16 protein-coding genes and 1 pseudogene are annotated in these 17,284 nt (G+C 68.6%); 11 read left to right on the top strand and 6 right to left on the bottom strand.

The genetic code is table 11. The features are described 5' to 3' along the window. Nucleotides 1-55 precede the first annotated feature (55 nt). The 5 genes from cysD to GLP40_RS06450 form a co-directional block, all read right to left on the bottom strand. Entirely contained in the window at nucleotides 56-1,009 is a 954-nt protein-coding gene (gene cysD / locus GLP40_RS06465) for a sulfate adenylyltransferase subunit CysD (protein WP_196054548.1), read from the bottom strand. Beyond that, on the bottom strand, nucleotides 988-1,698 hold the full coding sequence (locus GLP40_RS06460) for a phosphoadenylyl-sulfate reductase (RefSeq protein WP_154786949.1): 711 nt from the start codon (nucleotides 1,696-1,698) through the stop codon (nucleotides 988-990). Before GLP40_RS06460 ends, cysD begins: the two co-directional genes overlap by 22 nt. 15 nt (nucleotides 1,699-1,713) lie before the next feature. Further along, complete coding sequence (locus tag GLP40_RS06455) at nucleotides 1,714-3,504, bottom strand: nitrite/sulfite reductase (RefSeq protein WP_154786948.1); 1,791 nt, start codon at nucleotides 3,502-3,504, stop codon at nucleotides 1,714-1,716. A 119-nt stretch (nucleotides 3,505-3,623) separates the two neighbouring features. Next, complete coding sequence (locus GLP40_RS35015; protein ID WP_354835468.1) at nucleotides 3,624-3,716, bottom strand: Ms4527A family Cys-rich leader peptide; 93 nt, start codon at nucleotides 3,714-3,716, stop codon at nucleotides 3,624-3,626. 164 nt (nucleotides 3,717-3,880) lie between these two features. Further along, the gene (locus GLP40_RS06450) at nucleotides 3,881-4,744 is read right to left on the bottom strand and encodes an immunity 49 family protein (protein ID WP_154786947.1); all 864 of its coding nucleotides are present in this window, start codon (nucleotides 4,742-4,744) and stop codon (nucleotides 3,881-3,883) included. A 203-nt stretch (nucleotides 4,745-4,947) separates the two neighbouring features. On the opposite strand from GLP40_RS06450, the gene hemW reads away from it, so the two are divergent. From hemW to era, 10 genes and pseudogenes are all read left to right on the top strand, one after another. Next, entirely contained in the window at nucleotides 4,948-6,108 is a 1,161-nt protein-coding gene (gene hemW / locus GLP40_RS06445) for a radical SAM family heme chaperone HemW (protein ID WP_328289881.1), read from the top strand. Nucleotides 6,109-6,213: 105 nt separating this feature from the next. Next, nucleotides 6,214-6,801 carry a thioredoxin family protein gene (locus tag GLP40_RS06440; RefSeq protein WP_154786945.1) on the top strand — a complete coding sequence of 196 codons (588 nt, stop codon included), beginning with the start codon at nucleotides 6,214-6,216 and terminating at the stop codon, nucleotides 6,799-6,801. Nucleotides 6,802-6,959: 158 nt separating this feature from the next. Beyond that, on the top strand, nucleotides 6,960-8,000 hold the full coding sequence (hrcA, locus tag GLP40_RS06435; protein ID WP_154786944.1) for a heat-inducible transcriptional repressor HrcA: 1,041 nt from the start codon (nucleotides 6,960-6,962) through the stop codon (nucleotides 7,998-8,000). Between the two features lie 36 nt (nucleotides 8,001-8,036). Further along, on the top strand, nucleotides 8,037-9,191 hold the full coding sequence (dnaJ, locus tag GLP40_RS06430; RefSeq protein ID WP_328289791.1) for a molecular chaperone DnaJ: 1,155 nt from the start codon (nucleotides 8,037-8,039) through the stop codon (nucleotides 9,189-9,191). Between the two features lie 4 nt (nucleotides 9,192-9,195). Continuing rightward, nucleotides 9,196-9,936, top strand: a complete 741-nt coding sequence (locus GLP40_RS06425; protein ID WP_154786943.1) for a 16S rRNA (uracil(1498)-N(3))-methyltransferase — start codon at nucleotides 9,196-9,198, stop codon at nucleotides 9,934-9,936. A 210-nt stretch (nucleotides 9,937-10,146) separates the two neighbouring features. Then, nucleotides 10,147-11,217, top strand: coding sequence for a PhoH family protein (locus tag GLP40_RS06420; RefSeq protein WP_328289880.1), 1,071 nt, complete (start codon nucleotides 10,147-10,149; stop codon nucleotides 11,215-11,217). Nucleotides 11,218-11,239: 22 nt separating this feature from the next. Next, complete coding sequence (gene ybeY, locus GLP40_RS06415) at nucleotides 11,240-11,797, top strand: rRNA maturation RNase YbeY (protein ID WP_328289790.1); 558 nt, start codon at nucleotides 11,240-11,242, stop codon at nucleotides 11,795-11,797. After that, nucleotides 11,794-13,119 (top strand): hemolysin family protein, encoded by a 1,326-nt coding sequence (locus GLP40_RS06410; protein WP_328289789.1) that lies wholly within the window; start codon nucleotides 11,794-11,796, stop codon nucleotides 13,117-13,119. The genes ybeY and GLP40_RS06410 overlap by 4 nt, the downstream gene beginning before the upstream one ends. Next, nucleotides 13,112-13,429, top strand: a pseudogene (locus GLP40_RS06405) (cytidine deaminase); the annotation flags it as partial. The gene GLP40_RS06410 and the pseudogene GLP40_RS06405, both read left to right, overlap by 8 nt. Nucleotides 13,430-13,566: 137 nt before the next feature. Further along, nucleotides 13,567-14,505 carry a GTPase Era gene (gene era / locus GLP40_RS06400; RefSeq protein WP_328289788.1) on the top strand — a complete coding sequence of 313 codons (939 nt, stop codon included), beginning with the start codon at nucleotides 13,567-13,569 and terminating at the stop codon, nucleotides 14,503-14,505. A gap of 279 nt (nucleotides 14,506-14,784) precedes the next feature. Here era and GLP40_RS06395 read toward each other — a convergent pair whose 3' ends face one another. Beyond that, nucleotides 14,785-16,200: an amidase gene (locus GLP40_RS06395; protein WP_154786941.1), complete on the bottom strand. Its 1,416-nt coding sequence runs from the start codon at nucleotides 16,198-16,200 to the stop codon at nucleotides 14,785-14,787. A gap of 162 nt (nucleotides 16,201-16,362) precedes the next feature. Between GLP40_RS06395 and recO the strand changes: the two genes are divergently transcribed. Then, nucleotides 16,363-17,136 carry a DNA repair protein RecO gene (gene recO, locus GLP40_RS06390; protein WP_328289787.1) on the top strand — a complete coding sequence of 258 codons (774 nt, stop codon included), beginning with the start codon at nucleotides 16,363-16,365 and terminating at the stop codon, nucleotides 17,134-17,136. Nucleotides 17,137-17,284 lie beyond the last annotated feature (148 nt).

The raw sequence follows: 17,284 nt of genomic DNA, 5'->3' as shown, positions 1-17,284 counted from the left end.
ACGCGGTCGTCGCTCGCCCAGGGTTGGACGCGGTGCGCCACGCCAGGTGCCCTCATCAGAAGTAGCCTTCTCGTTTGCGGTCTTCCATCGCCGCTTCCGACACTCGGTCGTCGCCACGCGTCGCGCCACGCTCGGTGAGGCGGGAGGCCGCGACCTCGGCGAGAATCGCCTCGTTGTCGGCCGCCTCGGAAAGTATTGCGCCGGTGGTGGATCCGTCGCCGACAGTGCGGTAGCGCACCGACTTGATCAGCAGTTCCTCGTTCTCGGCCGGGCCGCCCCACACGCCGGGGGTCATCCACATGCCGTCGCGCTGGTAGACCGGACGCTCGTGGGCGTAGTAGATGCTGGCCAGCTCCACGTCCTCGCGGGCGATGTAGCGCCAGATGTCGAGCTCGGTCCAGTTGGAGATCGGGAACACGCGCACGTGCTCGCCCGGAGCGTGGCGACCGTTGTACAGGTTCCACAGCTCCGGTCGCTGCCGCTTGGGGTCCCAGCGGCCGAAGGCGTCGCGCAGCGAGAAGATGCGCTCCTTGGCGCGCGAGCGCTCCTCGTCGCGTCGGCCGCCGCCGAAGACCGCGTCGAAGCGGTTCTCATTGATGGCGTCCAGCAGCGGCACGGTCTGCAGTGGGTTGCGGATGCCGTCCGGGCGCTCGGTCAGGCGGCCGTCGGCGAGGTAGTCCTCCACCGAGGCGACATGCAGTCGCAGCCCGTACTTCTCGACCACCTTGTCGCGGAACTCGAGGACCTCGGGCAGGTTGTGCCCGGTGTCCACGTGCAGCAGCGCGAACGGCAGCGGCGCGGGCCAGAAGGCCTTGATCGCCAGGTGCAGCAGGACGGTGGAGTCCTTGCCGCCGGAGAACAGGATCACCGGCCGCTCGAATTCGCCCGCCACCTCACGGAAGATGTGGATGGACTCGGATTCGAGGGCGGCGAGGGTGTCGAATTCTGCTCCCAGCGGAGCGAGGACATCGGATTCAGCGAGAGAGGTCATGACGCGTGCAACCCGCATTCGGTCTTGGCGAGCCCGGCCCAGCGGCCGGATCGCGGATCGGATCCCGGTTCCGGCTTCCGCGTGCACGGAGCGCAACCGATGGACGGATACCCCTCCTCCACAAGGGGATTGACGAGGATGCCGTTGGCCTCGATGTAGGCCGCCATCTCGTCATCGGACCAGGCGGCGATCGGGTTGATCTTCACCAGGCCGAAGGCCTCGTCGTAGGAGATGAGGGGCGCGTTGGCGCGAGTCGGCGCCTCCACCCGGCGGATGCCGGTAACCCAGGCGTTGTAACCCGCCAGGGACTTCTTCAGGGGAACGACCTTGCGCAGGCGGCAGCATTCACCGGCGTCCCGTGCGAACAGATCCTTGCCCAGCAGCTGATCCTGTTCGGCCACAGTGTGTTCCGGCTCTACGTTCACGATGTTCACGCCGTAGACCAGTTCCACCGCGTCCCGAGTGCCGATGGTCTCGGCGAAGTGGTACCCGGTGTCGAGGAACAGCACGTCCACGCCGGAGCGGACCTGTGAGGCCAGCTGCACCAGTACCGCGTCCTGCATATTGGACGCCACAATGTAATTCGAGCCGAAGGTGTCCTCGGTCCACTGCAGCAGTTCCTGCGCGGTCGCGTCGGGGCCGAGCTCGGCATTGCCCTTCTCGGCCAGGGAGCGCAGCTCGGATTCCGCGAGTTTCGTTGTGGTCATGGATGTTTCTCCCAACTACCGCAGGTCTGCTTCATCGGCTCGGACCGCCCACCGCGCGAAACGCTCACCCTCATCACGGTTCTTGACGAAGTTGCGCACGACACGCTCGATGTAATCCCCCAGCTCTTCGCTGGTGACCTTGTGCTGGCGCAACTTCCGGCCGAAACCGGAGTCGAGACCAAGGCTGCCACCGAGGTGAACCTGGAAGCCTTCGATCTGATTCCCCTCGCCATCGTCGACCAGCTGGCCCTTGAAGCCGATGTCGGCGATCTGCGAGCGGCCGCAGGAATTGGGGCAGCCGTTGATATTGATGGTGATCGGAACGTCCAGCTGTGCGTTGATGTCGGCGAGCCGCTGCTCCAGCTCGGGCGCCAGCACCTGCGATCGCTTGCGGGTCTCGGTGAACGACAGCTTGCAGAACTCGATACCGCTGCACGCCAGCAGGTTTCGCCGCCAGTGCGACGGGCGGCCGTGCAGGCCCAGCGGTTCCAGCTGCTCGATGAGCCACTCGACCTTGTCGTCGGGCACGTCGAGCACGATCAGCTTCTGGTACGGGGTGAACCGGACGCGATCAGAACCCGCGGCCTCCACGGCGTCGGCCACCTGGGTCAGGACGGTGCCCGACACGCGGCCCGCGATGGGGGAGAAGCCGATGGCGTTGCGGCCGTTGCGCAACTTCTGCACGCCGATGTGGTCGATCGGGCGCTGCGGCTGCTCGGGGGCCGGGCCGTCGATGAGCTTGCGCTTCAGGTACTCGTCCTCGAGCACCTGGCGGAACTTCTCGATGCCCCAGTCCTTCACCAGGAACTTGAGGCGGGCCTTGGTGCGCAGGCGGCGGTAGCCGTAGTCACGGAACAGCGCCACGACGGCCTCCCACACGTCCGGCACCTCGGCCAGCGGCACCCACGCTCCCACGCGCTGCGCCAGCATCGGGTTGGTGGACAGGCCGCCGCCGACCCACAGGTCCAGGCCCGGGCCGTGCTCGGGATGCTCGACACCGATGAAGGCGACGTCGTTGATCTCATGCACCACGTCCTGCTGACCGGAGATGGCGGTCTTGAACTTGCGCGGCAGGTTGGAGTATTCCTTCTTGCCGATGTATCGCTTGACGATCTCATCGACGGCCCAGGTGGGATCGATGATCTCGGTGAGCGATTCACCCGCCAGCGGGGAACCCAGCACCACGCGCGGGCAGTCGCCGCACGCCTCGGTGGTCTGCAGACCGACCTCTTCGAGCCGCCGCCAGATCTCCGGCACGTTCTCGATCTCGATCCAGTGATACTGGACGTTCTCGCGGTCGGACAGGTCCGCGGTGTCGCGGGCGAACTCGGTGGAGATGCCGGCGATGGTGCGCAGCTGCTTCAGGTTGAGTGCGCCGCCGTCGCAGCGCACTCGCATCATGAAGTAGCGGGCCTCGAGCAGGTCGATGTTCTCGTCGCCGGTGAAGGTGCCGTCGTAGCCCTGCTCGCGCTGGGTGTAGAGACCCCACCAGCGCATGCGGCCGCGCAGATCACTCTTGTCGATGGAGTCGAATCCGGCCTTGGAGTAGATGTTCTCGATGCGCGCCCGCACGTTCAGCGGGTTGTCGTCCTTCTTGCTCTGTTCGTTGGCATTGAGCGGCTCGCGGTACCCGAGCGCCCACTGCCCCTCGGACTTGCGCTTCACCGGCCGCGCGGTGCGCTCCCGCGGCGCGACGGGCGCTTCCGATCGCGGGCGATCCGGGCGCACGCGTCGCCCGGTGACGGGCTTCTCGGGCTGGGCGGAATGAGCGCTGTCGGAACTGGTGGCGTCGGTGCTCGACGTCATGGGGTCGCTCCTGAAGAGTCTTGCGGGCAGGCGGAAGGGCTGGCTCACGCCTCCGATATCAGAGAACCGGCTCTTACGGCGTCAGGCGGACGCCGGATTCCGGGAGAATGGGAGCCGATCTACCGGAGGCTTCCCGGCAGACAGCTCGCGCTGCAGACACGCTTGAAGTCGACATGGCGACGCGCCACGAGTCGAACTCCAAGTCCAGTCATGCGGCTTATTGTGCCACGTCAGACGGGTCGTTCCGACTGCTGGGTCGAATTTTCCGCAGTTTTCCGGGAAATCCCCTGGATATCTCGTCCGATTTGTGACGGGCGTCATAGATCAATGCCCGGCTAACCTTTGGACGGTTGACCTGGACGGACGGGCGTCGAGATTACGTGCTCCGGTCGCCGTCGGCCGCCGCGAGCCGGGCCTTGGCCGCGGCCAGCCGGCTCAGCTCATCGGCCAGTTCCGGCGAGATCGCCCAGTCCGGGCGATCGATGAATCCGGCCGGTAAGTACTCGGAGCGGATGGCGGTCCGATAGCCCAGATCCCGCGCCCAGCAGGCCAGACCCAGTAGCGGCAGGGCGAAGACGCCCTCGGGATCGTTGCGCCAGGCGTCGGTGTCGAAGAATGCGCGATGCAGCCGCAGCGCATTGGTCAGCTCCCAGTCGAAGCCGTCCGAATCGCCGTCCGCCAGCCGGATGAACACGTCCACCACCGGGCGGAACAGCAGGTCCGTCACCCGCTGCGCGCCCACCCGGCTGGTGGTGTCCAGCGCCCAGGCCGCCTCGTAGACGCTCTTCGGGCCGAACCGCCAGGCCGTCTGCAGCAGTCGCACCCACTCGTACTGGAAGTCGTCGAAGGCGCCGTCGCCGAACTCGCGCAGCCGCTCGATCGGGTATTCGACCAGTTCACCCATGGCCTCGGCGTCCCGGGCGACGAGCGCCCACCAGAACGCGGCCCGCCAGCCCGCCACCCTGTCGTGGCGGTCGAATCCGGATTCGATGCCGACGGCCCGGAACCGCCGCGTCACCGTCTGCTCGGTCGAGTGGGCGAAATACCAGGTCCGCGCCCGCAATGCGGCCGGATCCGATATGAGCATCGCTGCCAGCAGCGAGCCGTCCATGGACCGTGAGAAGTTCGGTCCCTCCGGCCGCACCGGCATCCGCGACCGATAGACCACCGGAGCCACCGAGCCCTCGTCGACCTCCCTGATCGACCTGGCATCGATCTCGTGCCGCGGCACCTCGATCATCGGCTCGCCCCCGTCCGCACCTGGAGCCGCTCGCGCGGCTCGCCGAAATCCCTTGGAATGTATCCGGATTCGCGGTCGCACGCAGTCCGAGAACGGGTCCCGTCGCGGGCGGGTGCGCTGTGACCCGGACAACCGGTCACACTGGATGGGTGACCTCCACTGCTCCCGAACGGACCTCCGGCACCGCCGCGGCGGACGCGCCCGTGCTGCGCGATTTCGGGGGCGGGGCGTTCGGGATCTATGTGCACGTGCCGTTCTGCGCGACGCGGTGCGGATACTGCGACTTCAACACCTATACGGCGGGTGAGCTGGGCAGTTCGTCCTCGCCGGAGTCGTGGTTCGAGGCGCTGCGCCGGGAACTGGCCACTGCCGCACGGGAATTCGACGCGCTGCCGTCGGCGACGCCCGCGGTCGAGACGGTATTCGTGGGCGGCGGGACGCCGTCGCTGCTCGGTGGGGACGGGCTCGCCGGGGTCCTCGACGCCATCCGCGACAACTTCACCCTCGCTCCCGGCGCGGAGGTGACCACCGAATCCAATCCGGAATCCACCTCGCCCGAATTCTTCGACCGCATCCGCGCGGCCGGATACACCCGCGTCTCGCTCGGCATGCAGTCCGCCGCCCAGCACGTGCTGAAGATCTTGGACCGCACCCACACGCCCGGCCGGGCCGTGGCCGCTGCCGAGGAAGCGCGCGCCGCGGGCATCGAGCACGTCAATCTCGACCTCATCTACGGCACGCCCGGGGAAACCGACGCGGATCTGGACGCCAGCCTCGACGCCGTGCTGTCCGCGGGCGTCGACCACGTATCGGCCTACTCCCTGATCGTGGAGGACGGCACCGCCCTGGCTCGCCGCGTCCGGCGCGGTGAACTCCCCGCCCCCGACGACGACGTCCTGGCCGCGCGCTACGAGCGCCTCGACGCCCGCCTGGCCGCCGCGGGCCTGGATTGGTACGAGGTTTCCAACTGGGCCGCCTCCGACCGGGCCCGCTGCCGCCACAACCTGGGCTACTGGGACGGCGGCGACTGGCTCGGCGCGGGCCCGGGCGCGCACAGTCATGTCGGCGGCGTCCGCTGGTGGAACGTGAAACATCCTGCGCGCTACGCGGATCGAGTCCTCGCGGGCGGCCTCCCCGCCGCCGGCTGGGAATCCCTCACCGCCGACGAGCGCTACACCGAACGCGTCATGCTCACCGTCCGCCTGCGCACCGGCCTCCCACTGGCCGATCTCGACGCCGACGGCCGCGCCGCCGTCGACCGCGTCATCGCCGACGGCCTCGCCGAGCGCGTGAACGACCGCGTGATTCTCACCGACCGCGGCCGTCTGCTCGCGGACGGCGTTGTCCGCACCCTCCTGGGCTGACATAACTCGCTTCCGCGATCGACGCCTCCCACGCCGGCCCGTTCCTCCTATCCGGCCGATGCCGCCACAGTGGTGTAGGCGGCTGCCAGTCGGTGACAATGGGGCATGGCGCTCTCATCGTCCATGGTGCCGATCGGCACGCCCGCACCGGAATTCACGCTGCCCGCGGTGGATGGCACCGAGGTCTCGCTGGACAGTTTCGCGAAGGATCCCGTGCTGTTGGTGGCGTTCCTGTCGAACCACTGTCCCTACGTGCGCAGAATCGAGGACGCGTTCGGGGCGGTGACCGCGGAGCTGGCCGAGCGGGGGCTGGCCACGGTCGCGATCTGCAGCAACGACGTCGTCAACTATCCCGATGACGATGCCGCGCAGCTGCGAGATCAGGTGCGGCGGGCCGGGTTTCGGTTCCCGTATCTGGTCGATGAGTCGCAGGAGGTGGCCCGCGCGTATCGGGCCGCGTGCACACCGGACCTGTTCCTCTATGACGCCGACCGGCGGCTGGCCTATCGCGGGCGGTTCGACGCCGCCACCCCGGGCAATCGGGAACCGGCCGACGGCTCCTCACTACGGGCCGCGTTCGAGCTGGTCCTGGCCGGTCGGCCCGTGCCCGAACCGCACACGCCGAGCGTGGGCTGCGGCATCAAGTGGAAGCAGGGCGGGGCACCTGGCGGCTGGCTGGCTCCGCCCAGGTGACGGGCGGTGGCACGGCAACTTGCGTCGGGGCCACTAAACTGGAGGAGATAATCCGGGAGATCCGCGTGGCCGGCACCGAAAAATCGGCTGTTGCCTGCCGCGGAGGGCTCGGGCGTGCACGACGCGTACCCGAGGGCGAGCAAGGAGGTGGGGCCACCATGTCGAGCACCGAGCAGCGACGGCTCGAGGTCCTGCGGGCCATCGTCGCGGACTACATCGCGACGAAGGAACCCATCGGGTCCAAGACCCTGGTGGAGCGGCACAATCTGGGCGTGTCCAGCGCCACTGTCCGCAATGACATGGCGGTGCTGGAGGCCGAGGGCTACATCACCCAGCCGCACACCTCGTCCGGCCGTATCCCCACCGACAAGGGCTACCGTCAGTTCGTCGACCACATCGCCGAGGTCAAGCCGCTATCGAGCGCGGAACGCCGGGCGATCATGGAATTCCTGGAGAGCGGCGTCGATCTCGACGATGTGCTGCGCCGCGGTGTCCGCCTGTTGGCCCAGCTGACCCGGCAGGTCGCCATGGTCCAGTACCCGACCGTGTCCGCCTCCACCGTGCGTCATATCGAGGTCGTCGCGCTGAACCCGGCCCGGCTGCTGCTGGTGGTCATCACCGACACCGGCCGCGTCGATCAACGCCTGGTCGATCTCGGCAACCTGATCAGCGAGCAGGATCTGGCCGCCCTGCGCGGCATGCTCGGCAAGGCCATGGAGGGCAAGCGCCTGGCCGCCGCCTCCGCATCGGTCGCCGAACTGCCCGAGCATTCCCCGCCGAAGCTGCGCGATGTCCTGATCCGCGTCTCCACCGTGCTGGTCGAGACCCTGGTCGAGCATCCCGAGGAGCGGCTCGTGCTGGGCGGCACCGCCAATCTCACGCGCAATGCCTCCGACTTCGCCGGGAATGGTTTCCCCGGTTCGATGCGTACGGTGCTGGAGGCCCTCGAGGAGCAGGTGATCGTACTGAAGCTGCTGGCTGCGGCGCAGGTCCCGGGTACCGTGACGGTGCAGATCGGCGAGGAGACTCAGCTCGAGCAGATGCGCGGGACGGCCGTGGTGTCCACCGGTTACGGCGTGACCGGTACGGTGCTCGGAGGTATGGGGGTGCTGGGGCCGACCCGCATGGACTACCCGGGGACCATCGCCTCGGTGGCGGCGGTCGCCCGATACATCGGTGAGGTGCTCGCCGAACGGTGAGCAAGCGGAGAGACGAAACAGGACTAGAGAGCACACGTGGCACGGGACTATTACGCACTGCTCGGAGTCGCACGCAATGCGACCGACCAGGAGATCAAGCGCGCCTACCGAAAGCTGGCGCGCGAACTGCATCCCGACGTCAACCCGGATCCGGAGGCACAGGAGAAGTTCCGCGAGGTCTCCACGGCCTACGAGGTGCTGGCCGACCCGGAGAAGCGGCGCGTCGTCGACCTCGGCGGTGATCCGTTGGAATCCGGCGCCGGCATGGGCGGCGGCTTCTCCGGCGCCGGCTTCGGCGGTCTGGGCGACGTGTTCGAGGCCTTCTTCGGGGGCATGAACACCTCCGCCGGGGGCCGCAAGCCGCGCGGCCGCGTGCAGCCCGGCGCGGATTCGCTGCTGCGCACGCGACTGTCGTTGCAGGAGTGCGCGGTCGGGGTCACCAAGCACCTGACCGTCGACACCGCCATCCTCTGCGATCTGTGCCAGGGCTCGGGCACCAACGGCAACTCCAAGCCGGTGCGCTGCGAAACCTGTGGCGGCGCGGGCGAAGTGCAGACCGTGCAGCGGTCCTTCCTGGGCCAGGTCATGACCTCCCGGCCCTGCCCCACCTGCCGTGGTGCGGGCGAGACCATCCCCGACCCCTGCCGCAAGTGCGGCGGCGACGGCCGCGTGCGCTCGCGCCGCGAGATCGCCGCGCCCATCCCGGCCGGTGTAGCCAACGGCATGCGGGTACGGCTGGCCGCGCAGGGCGAGGTCGGCCCCGGCGGCGGCCCGGCCGGCGACCTGTACGTGGAGATCGTCGAGCAGCCGCACGACACCTTCGTACGCGACGGCGACGACCTGCACTGCACCATCCGGGTCCCGATGGTGGACGCCGCGCTCGGCGCCACCGTCGTCATCGACACCATCCTCGACGGCCCGGTGGAACTGACCATCCCGGCCGGCACGCAGCCCGGCGAGGCGTCGGTGCTGCGCGGCCACGGCATGCCCAAACTGCGCGCCAACTCGCGCGGCGACCTGATCGCGCACCTCGACATCGTGGTGCCGACCAAGCTCGACTCCAAGCAGGCCGACCTGCTGCACAAGTACAAGGGCATGCGGGTGAACGAGCACACCGAGGTGCTGTCGGCGCAGTCCGAGCACAACTCGGGCCTGTTCGCGCGCCTGCGGGCCTCCTTCAGCGGACGCTGATCCGTTGGCCGCCACCGTCTTCTACCTCGACGACATCCCCGAACCGGGTGCGACCGCGGTGCTGGACGGCCCCGAGGGCCGTCACGCTGCCACGGTGCGCCGCATCCGGGTCGGGGAACCCATCACCCTCTCCGACGGGCACGGGATCCTCGCCGATTCGGAAGTGGTTGCGGCCCAGAAGGATCGCCTCGAACTGAAGGTGCTGGCCAAGCGGGTGGCCGAACCCTGGACCCCGCAGGTGACGGTGGTGCAGGCGCTGCCCAAGTCCGACCGTTCGGAACTGGCGGTCGAACTGATGACGGAGGCGGGCGCCGACGCCATCGTCCCCTGGCAGGCCCTGCGCTGCGTCTCCAACTGGGAGGCCAAGGCCCGCAAGGGCGTCGAGAAGTGGCGTGCCGCGGCCAAACAGGCCGCGCGCCAATCCCGCCGGGCCTACATCCCGGATGTCGCGGAGCTGCACAGTACGCGGGACCTGCTCGCATTGGTCCGTACCGCGAAGGCGAACGGTGCGGTCGTCGCCGCCCTCCATGAGTCCGGCGAATCCCGTTTGACCGAACTGTCTTTCGACGGCGTCCCCGAGGTCGTCCTCATCGTCGGCCCCGAAGGCGGCTTGGACGATGCGGAGCTGACGGCCCTCGCCGACGTCGGCGCCGACATCGTGCTGCTCGGCCCGACCGTGCTGCGCACCTCCACCGCCGCCGCCGTCGCCCTCGGCGCGCTGGGCGCGCTCACCCCGCGCTGGTAGTCGGCCCCGGCCCGGTTCGCCACGGAATGGATTCGGGCCTGCGGCAGTTGGATGACACCGCGTCGTTCTCCCTGCTGATAGCGGTTTATTCACTGGGCGGTGTCGGTGGGCGGCGGTAAACTTCTGTCAACGCAAACGGCATCGAGACCGGAAAGCAGGCCATAGCCACTTTTGAGAACACCAGGCGAACTCGGCGATCAGAGCACACCCATTGCCGGCATCGGCGCCGGCGGCAACGGTTCCGGACCAGCGGGACGGACCGTTCGTTCCAGCATCGAATTGGCACCGGAATCGGTGTTCGGATTCCTGGGTTCGGCTGACGAGAACCTGCGTGAACTCGAGCGCCTCCTGGATGCCGACATCCACGTCCGCGGCAATTCCGTCACCCTGACCGGCAAACCGGCCGATGTCGCGCTGGCGGAGCGCGTGGTGGCCCAGCTGGTGGCGCTCACCGCGCGCAACCGGGTGGTCACGCCCGAGGCGGTGCGGCACACCTACACCATGCTCACCGAGGGTTCCTCGGATTCCCCGGCGGAGGTGCTGAGCCTGGACATCCTGTCCCGGCGCGGCAAGACCATCCGGCCCAAGACCCTCAACCAGAAGCGTTACGTCGATGCCATCGACGCGCACACCATCGTCTTCGGGGTGGGCCCGGCCGGTACCGGCAAGACGTATCTGGCCATGGCCAAGGCCGTGCAGGCGTTGCAGTCCAAGCAGGTCAACCGCATCATCCTGACCCGGCCCGCGGTCGAGGCGGGTGAGCGGCTGGGGTTCCTGCCGGGCACGTTGAACGAAAAGATCGACCCGTATCTGCGTCCGCTGTACGACGCGCTGCACGACATGATGGATCCCGAGGCGATCCCGAAGCTCATGCAGGCCGGTGTCATCGAGGTCGCGCCACTGGCGTATATGCGTGGTAGAACGCTTAATGATTCTTTCATCATTCTTGATGAGGCGCAGAACACCACGGCCGAGCAGATGAAGATGTTCCTCACGCGCCTGGGCTTCGGGTCCAAGATCGTGGTGACCGGTGACATCACCCAGGTCGATCTGCCCAATAACGCGCGGTCGGGTCTGCGGGCTGCGACGGAGATCCTGCACGCCATCGACGACATCCATATCGCGGAACTCACCAGCGCCGATGTGGTCCGTCACCGGCTGGTCGGGGCTATCGTCGACGCCTACGACCGATACGAGGCGGAGTCGCGGCCACCGGCCGCCGTCCACTATCCGGGCAATCGCGCGCAACGACGTGCCGCGAGCCGGGGCGAGCGACACTGAACTCGGCCACTAGGCTGATCGGGTGAGTATCGAGATCGCCAACGAATCGGGTATCGAGGTATCCGAAGAAGAACTGGTCAGCGTCGCGCGCTTCGTGATCGGCCAGATGGACGTCCATCCGGCGGCGGAACTGTCGATGGTGCTGGTCGATCTCGACACCATGGCGGATCTGCACATGCGGTGGATGGACCTACCGGGTCCGACCGACGTCATGTCGTTCCCCATGGACGAGCTCGAACCGGGCGGGCGGCCCGACGCCGCCGAGCCCGGCCCGTCCATGCTCGGCGATATCGTGCTCTGCCCGGAGTTCGCGGCCCAGCAGGCCGAGAAGGCCGGGCATTCCATGGATCACGAGCTGGCGCTGCTGACCGTGCACGGCGTCCTGCACCTCCTCGGCTACGACCATGCCGAGCCGGAGGAGGAAAAGGAGATGTTCGCGCTCCAGGCCTCCCTGCTCGCGGGCTGGTACGAGCACGTGCGCCGGGAACAGGTTCGCGAGGAACTGGCCGAGCGCGATCGCCGGCTACTGGGCAAGACCGGATTCACCGATTCCACCGGTGATCCGCTGGGTCCGGCGTGAATTCCTTCGTTCTGCTCCTGCTGGCGATCGTCCTGGTCCCCGCGGGCGGCGTCTTCGCGGCGCTGGATTCGGCGCTGAACACCATCTCGCCCGCGCGCGTGGAGGATCTGGTGCGCGCCGAGCGCGCCGGGGCTTCGCGGCTGGCGCGCATCATCGCGGATCGGCCGCGCTACGTGAATCTCATGGTGCTGCTGCGCCTCACGTGCGAGATCACCGCGACGGTGCTGCTGGCGGCGGTGCTCATGGCCTGGTTCGACGAGGTTCCGGCGTTGCTGATCACCGCGGCGGTCATGGTGCTGGTCGACTACCTGGTGATCGGTGTCGGACCGCGCACGCTGGGCCGCCAGCACGCGTATTCGCTGGCGCTGGGCGCGTCGCTGCCCTTGCAGGCCATCGGCTCGCTGCTGGGCCCGATCAGCCGGCTGCTGATTCTGATCGGTAATGCGATCACCCCCGGCAAGGGTTTCCGCAACGGCCCCTTCGCTTCCGAGATCGAACTGCGTGAGGTGGTGGATCTGGCGGGCGAGCGCGGCGTGGTGGACGCCGACGAGCGCCGCATGATCCAGTCCGTCTTCGAGCTCGACACCACTCCGGCGCGCGAGGTCATGGTGCCGCGCACCGAGATGGTGTGGATCGAGGCGGAGAAGACCGCGGCGCAGGCCATGTCGCTGGCGGTGCGGTCCGGGCACTCGCGGATCCCGGTGATCGGCGAGAACGTCGACGACATTCTCGGCATCGTGTATCTGAAAGACCTTGTGCCGTACGCGGATCGGAACCGGAAGGTGAAGGTGCGGCAGGTCATGCGGCCCGCCGTGTTCATGCCCGACTCGAAGCCGCTGGACGCGCTGCTGGACGAGATGCAGCGCCGCCGCAACCATATGGCGGTGCTGGTGGACGAGTACGGCGGCATCGCCGGGCTGGTCACCATCGAGGACATCCTCGAGGAGATCGTGGGCGAGATCGCCGACGAGTACGACAGGGACGAGATCGCGCCGATCGAGAAGATCGGCAGCGGCAAGTTCCGGGTCTCGGCGCGACTGCCCGTGGACGATCTGGGTGAACTGTTCGACATGCAGATCGAGGAGGAGGACGTCGACACCGTCGGCGGTCTGCTCGCCCATGCGCTGGGCCGCGTCCCGCTGCCCGGCTCCAAGGCCGTCATCCACGGCCTGCAATTGAAGGGGGAGGGCGGGGCCGATGCCCGCGGCCGCATGCGGATCCATACCGTGGTGGTGCGCAAGGCCCCGGAGAGGACGAGACCCGAACCGGCGGACAGTGAGCCGGCCGCGGGCGCACACGAGGATGGAGAGGCCGATGACTGAATTGGATGTCGAGGACAACAAGCTGTTGGTCCTCGCTCGTGGCGCCATGGGCCGCACCGGCGGCAGTGGCGGCGCGGCCGTGCGCGACACCGATGGACGCACGTATGCCGCCGGGATGGTGGAGCTGTCCGTGCTGAAGCTGACGGCGTTGCAGGCGGCGGTGGCGGCCGCGATCTCCAGTGGCGCCGAGGGTTTCGAGGCGGCCGTGGTGGTCGCGGGCAAGCTGTCGGATCTCGGGGTGTCGGCGGTGCGGGAGGTATCGCCTTCGGCGCGAATCATTTTCACCGATGCCAAGGGTGCGGTGTTCGAGGTGCTGGAGGCGGGTTCGCCCGCGGATTACGGCGTCGAGAATCCCATTGCGGCACAGCGGCCCACCGCCGACAACGTGGCGGGGGAGCGCGCGGTCCCGGCGGGCTTCGATCTGGACAGCGAATCGGAGGTTTTCGAGTGAGCGACACCGACGAATTCCGTTCCGGCTTCGTGTGTTTCGTGGGTCGGCCGAACACCGGCAAGTCCACGCTGACCAATGCCATGGTGGGGCAGAAGATCGCCATCACCTCCTCGCGGCCGCAGACCACGCGGCACACCATCCGCGGCATCGTGCACCGCGATCACGCGCAGCTCATCCTGGTGGACACCCCGGGCCTGCACCGGCCGCGCACGCTGCTCGGCCAGCGGCTCAATGACCTGGTGCGCGATACGTATTCGGAAGTCGACGTCATCGCCATCTGCATTCCGGCGGACGAGAAGATCGGCCCCGGCGACCGCTGGATCGTGGAGCAGATCAAGCAGATGGCCCCGAAGACCACCCTCATCGGCGTGGTCACCAAGATCGACAAGGTGAGCCGCGATCAGGTCGCCGGACAGCTGATGGCCCTGTCCCAGTTGCTCGGCCCGGAGGCCGAATTGGTGCCGGTGTCGGCGGTCAAGGGCGAACAGGTCGAGACGCTGATCGACGTCATCGCCTCGAAAATGCCGGAGGGCCCGGCCTTCTACCCCGATGGCGAGCTCACCGACGAGCCCGAGGAAGTCCTCATGGCCGAGCTCATCCGCGAGGCCGCCCTCGAGGGCGTCCGCGACGAGCTCCCGCACTCCCTGGCCGTGGTCATCGAAGAGGTCCTCGAACGCGAAGAGAACGAGACGGAATCCGATGGCCCTCGCTCCGCTCGGGACATGCTGGATGTCCACGCCCTCCTCTACGTCGAACGACCCAGCCAGAAGGCCATCATCATCGGCAAGGGCGGCTCGCGCCTCAAAGAGGTGGGCACCAACGCCCGCAAGCAGATCGAGCACATCCTCGGCACCCGTATCTACCTCCACCTGCACGTGAAGGTCGCCAAGGACTGGCAGCGCGACCCCAAGCAGCTCGGCAAGCTCGGCTTCTGACCCGCCACCCGCTCGCGGCCGCCCGCCGTGGCTGCGGGCACGTGCAGCGGATTGCCTTGGCCTGCCAGCTATTCGGTTTCGGTACGTCGGCGCGCCACCCGCGCTGAGGCGATTCGGCGAGTAGTCCGCATTGCCGGCGGGTCGACGGTATCGAGCGGCGGAGATCTTGTGCCGTCGCCGGGTCCAGCGAACCGATGGTCGCCTGGGCGGCCGCCGTTGCCGCGGTATCGATCCGCTGGCTTCTGTTCCCGTTGCCGGGCAGGAGCCCGGCGCATGGGATCAGGGCTGGGGCCACCAGGGCGCCGGGCGGGTCTTGTGCCACTCCAGCTCCGATTCCAGTTGGGCGGCAACGGAAACCAGGAGTGGTTCGGAGTTGGCCGGGCCCATCAGCTGGGAGCCGACGGGGAGGCCGGTGGCGGTGAAGCCCGAGGGGATGTTGACGGCGGGCCAGCCGAGGACGTTCCACGGCCAGGTGTAGGGGCAGGCGGCGGTGATGAGTTCGTTGGTGGTCCAGTTGCCGATGTCGTCGATGTCGTGGACGCCCGGGGGCGGGGTGGCGGTGGTGGGGGCGAGGACGAGGTCGAAGTCGTTGAAGATGCGGCCGGTTCGCTTGCGCAGCAAGGGTTCTGCCTGCCGGGCGGCGAACAGCAGCGGCGAGAGAATGCGGCCGACCGTGGCGTTGTGGGTGGTGCGCGGGTCCACCTGCGCACCGGGGAGGCGGTTCAACGCTTCACGAATGCCGACCATGGAGCGCGGGAGGAAGGTCGCGCCCATCAGGACGCCGTAGTGGACGTCGGCGATGGTGACCTCGTGGCCGAGGCGGCGCAGCGTGGTCGCCGTGGCGTGCACACGGGCCTCGACCTCGCGATCGAGCGTGGTCCTGGTGGCGGTGAACGGGATGCGCAGCGACAGGGCGATCCGGAGCCGGCCGGGATCCCGGCCCACGGCGTCGGAGACGCGCAGCGCGGGCGGAGTGTGCAGATCGCCCGGATGGGGTCCGGCGGCCGCGTCCAGCAGTAGAGCCGCGTCGGCGACGGTGCGGGCCAGTGGGCCGTTCACGGTGAGGCCGTAGAAGGCTTCCGGCAGCGGCCAGGTCGAGATGCGGCCGCGCTGCGGCTTGATGCCCACCAGGTTGTTCCAGGCCGCCGGGATGCGGACCGAGCCCGCACCGTCGGAACCCAGTGCGGCGGGCACCAATCCGGCCGCCACCGCCGCGCCGGAGCCGCCGGACGAGCCGCCCGGCGTGTGCCCGGCGCCCCAGGGATTCGTGGTGTGCCCGAAGGCATCTCCACTGGTGAACGGCAGTTGTCCGAGCTCACAGGTGTTGGTCTTGCCGACGATGACCGCTCCGGCCGCGCGCAACCGCCGCACCGCTTCGGCGTCCTCGGTCTCGGCGGGAAAGTCGCCGCCGCAGCCGAAGGCCGTCGGGGCGCCCGCCAGGTCGGTGTCGTCCTTGATGGCGAGCGGTACCCCGAGCAGCGGATCGCGTTGTCCGGCAGCGAGTTTGCGATCAGCCTCGGCGGCCTCGGCGAGCGCTTCGGACCGCCGCACGATGCGGAAGGCATTGAGCGCCCCCTGGCTGGCCTCGATCCGGTCGAGGGCGGCGGTGGTCGCCTCGACCGAGGTGAGCTTGCCCGCCGCCAGTGCCGTCGCGAGTTCCGTCAGCCCGAGTTCGCCGACCGGCGCCAGTGTCATTGTGAATCCCGTCTCTTTTATACTGGAGAGTAACTTAGCGCGACTCTGACTCACACGTCCAATGTGTCGAGCGCCGGTGCTCACCTCGCCGACGAACCGCTGATCGGCACACACCCGGCGACTCGTCGCCGCCCGGTCGGTCGCGCGTGCGAGACTGTTGCGGTGCGGTTGTATCGGGATCATGCGGTGGTGCTGCGCCAGCACAAGCTGGGCGAGGCAGACCGCATCGTCACGTTGCTGACCCGCCAGCACGGTCTGGTGCGCGCGGTCGCCAAGGGGGTGCGGCGCACCCGCTCCAAGTTCGGGGCGCGGCTCGAGCCCTTCGCCTACGTGGATGTGCAACTGCATCCGGGACGCAATCTCGATACCGTGACCCAGGTGCACACGGTCGAGACCTTCGCCGCCGACATCGTCGCCGACTATGGCCGCTACACCACCGCCTGCGCCGTGCTCGAAACCGCCGAACGCCTGGCGGGCGAGGAGGGCGCTCCCGCCGCCCGCCTGCACACCCTCACCGCCGGCGCGCTGCGCGCCATTGCCCTGGGCCGCCGCCCGCACGAGCTGATCCTCGACGCATACCTGTTGCGCGCCATGGCCTTCGCCGGCTGGGCCCCCGCCCTCGACGACTGCGCCCGCTGCGCCACTCCCGGCCCACACCGCGCCTTCCACGTGGCCGCGGGCGGCGCGGTCTGCGTGCACTGCCGCCCGCCCGGCGCCGCCACCCCCATGGTCGGCGTCCTCGACCACATGAGCGCCCTCAACCGCGGCGACTGGTCCGGCGTCGACGCCGTCCCCGACACCGTGCGCCGCCAGGCCAGTGGCCTCATCGCCGCGCATGTGCAGTGGCACCTCGAACGCCAACTGCGCACCCTCCCACTGATCGAGCGCACCCGCCCGCACGAGGCCGTCGGACGGTCCCGGACTGCCATCGGCTGACGGTCGACGCCGTCGGAGCACCTCGCTGTCAGTGCCCGCGGCCCTTGGCTTTTCGTGTGCGGATCGCCTCGGTCCGTCGCAGCTCGGCCGCTTCGGCGCGGCCGCGTTCGGTTCTCATGCCACGCCTCTTCGTGCCGTCCAGGAAACA

It is taken from the genome of Nocardia aurantiaca (assembly GCF_009708175.1).
Lineage (GTDB): Bacteria > Actinomycetota > Actinomycetes > Mycobacteriales > Mycobacteriaceae > Nocardia > Nocardia aurantiaca.
This window is presented reverse-complemented; position numbering and strand designations above follow the sequence as displayed.

What these genes read in the sequence shown, in the direction of transcription:
- GLP40_RS06440 (WP_154786945.1), top strand. Translation starts at nt 6,214, where the DNA reads ATGGCGCTCTCATCGTCCATGGTGCCGATCGGCACGCCCGCACCGGAA.
- cysD (WP_196054548.1), bottom strand. Translation starts at nt 1,009, where the DNA reads ATGCGGGTTGCACGCGTCATGACCTCTCTCGCTGAATCCGATGTCCTC.
- GLP40_RS35015 (WP_354835468.1), bottom strand. Translation starts at nt 3,716, where the DNA reads ATGACTGGACTTGGAGTTCGACTCGTGGCGCGTCGCCATGTCGACTTC.
- hrcA (WP_154786944.1), top strand. Translation starts at nt 6,960, where the DNA reads ATGTCGAGCACCGAGCAGCGACGGCTCGAGGTCCTGCGGGCCATCGTC.
- GLP40_RS06450 (WP_154786947.1), bottom strand. Translation starts at nt 4,744, where the DNA reads ATGATCGAGGTGCCGCGGCACGAGATCGATGCCAGGTCGATCAGGGAG.
- GLP40_RS06460 (WP_154786949.1), bottom strand. Translation starts at nt 1,698, where the DNA reads ATGACCACAACGAAACTCGCGGAATCCGAGCTGCGCTCCCTGGCCGAG.
- GLP40_RS06395 (WP_154786941.1), bottom strand. Translation starts at nt 16,200, where the DNA reads ATGACACTGGCGCCGGTCGGCGAACTCGGGCTGACGGAACTCGCGACG.
- GLP40_RS06455 (WP_154786948.1), bottom strand. Translation starts at nt 3,504, where the DNA reads ATGACGTCGAGCACCGACGCCACCAGTTCCGACAGCGCTCATTCCGCC.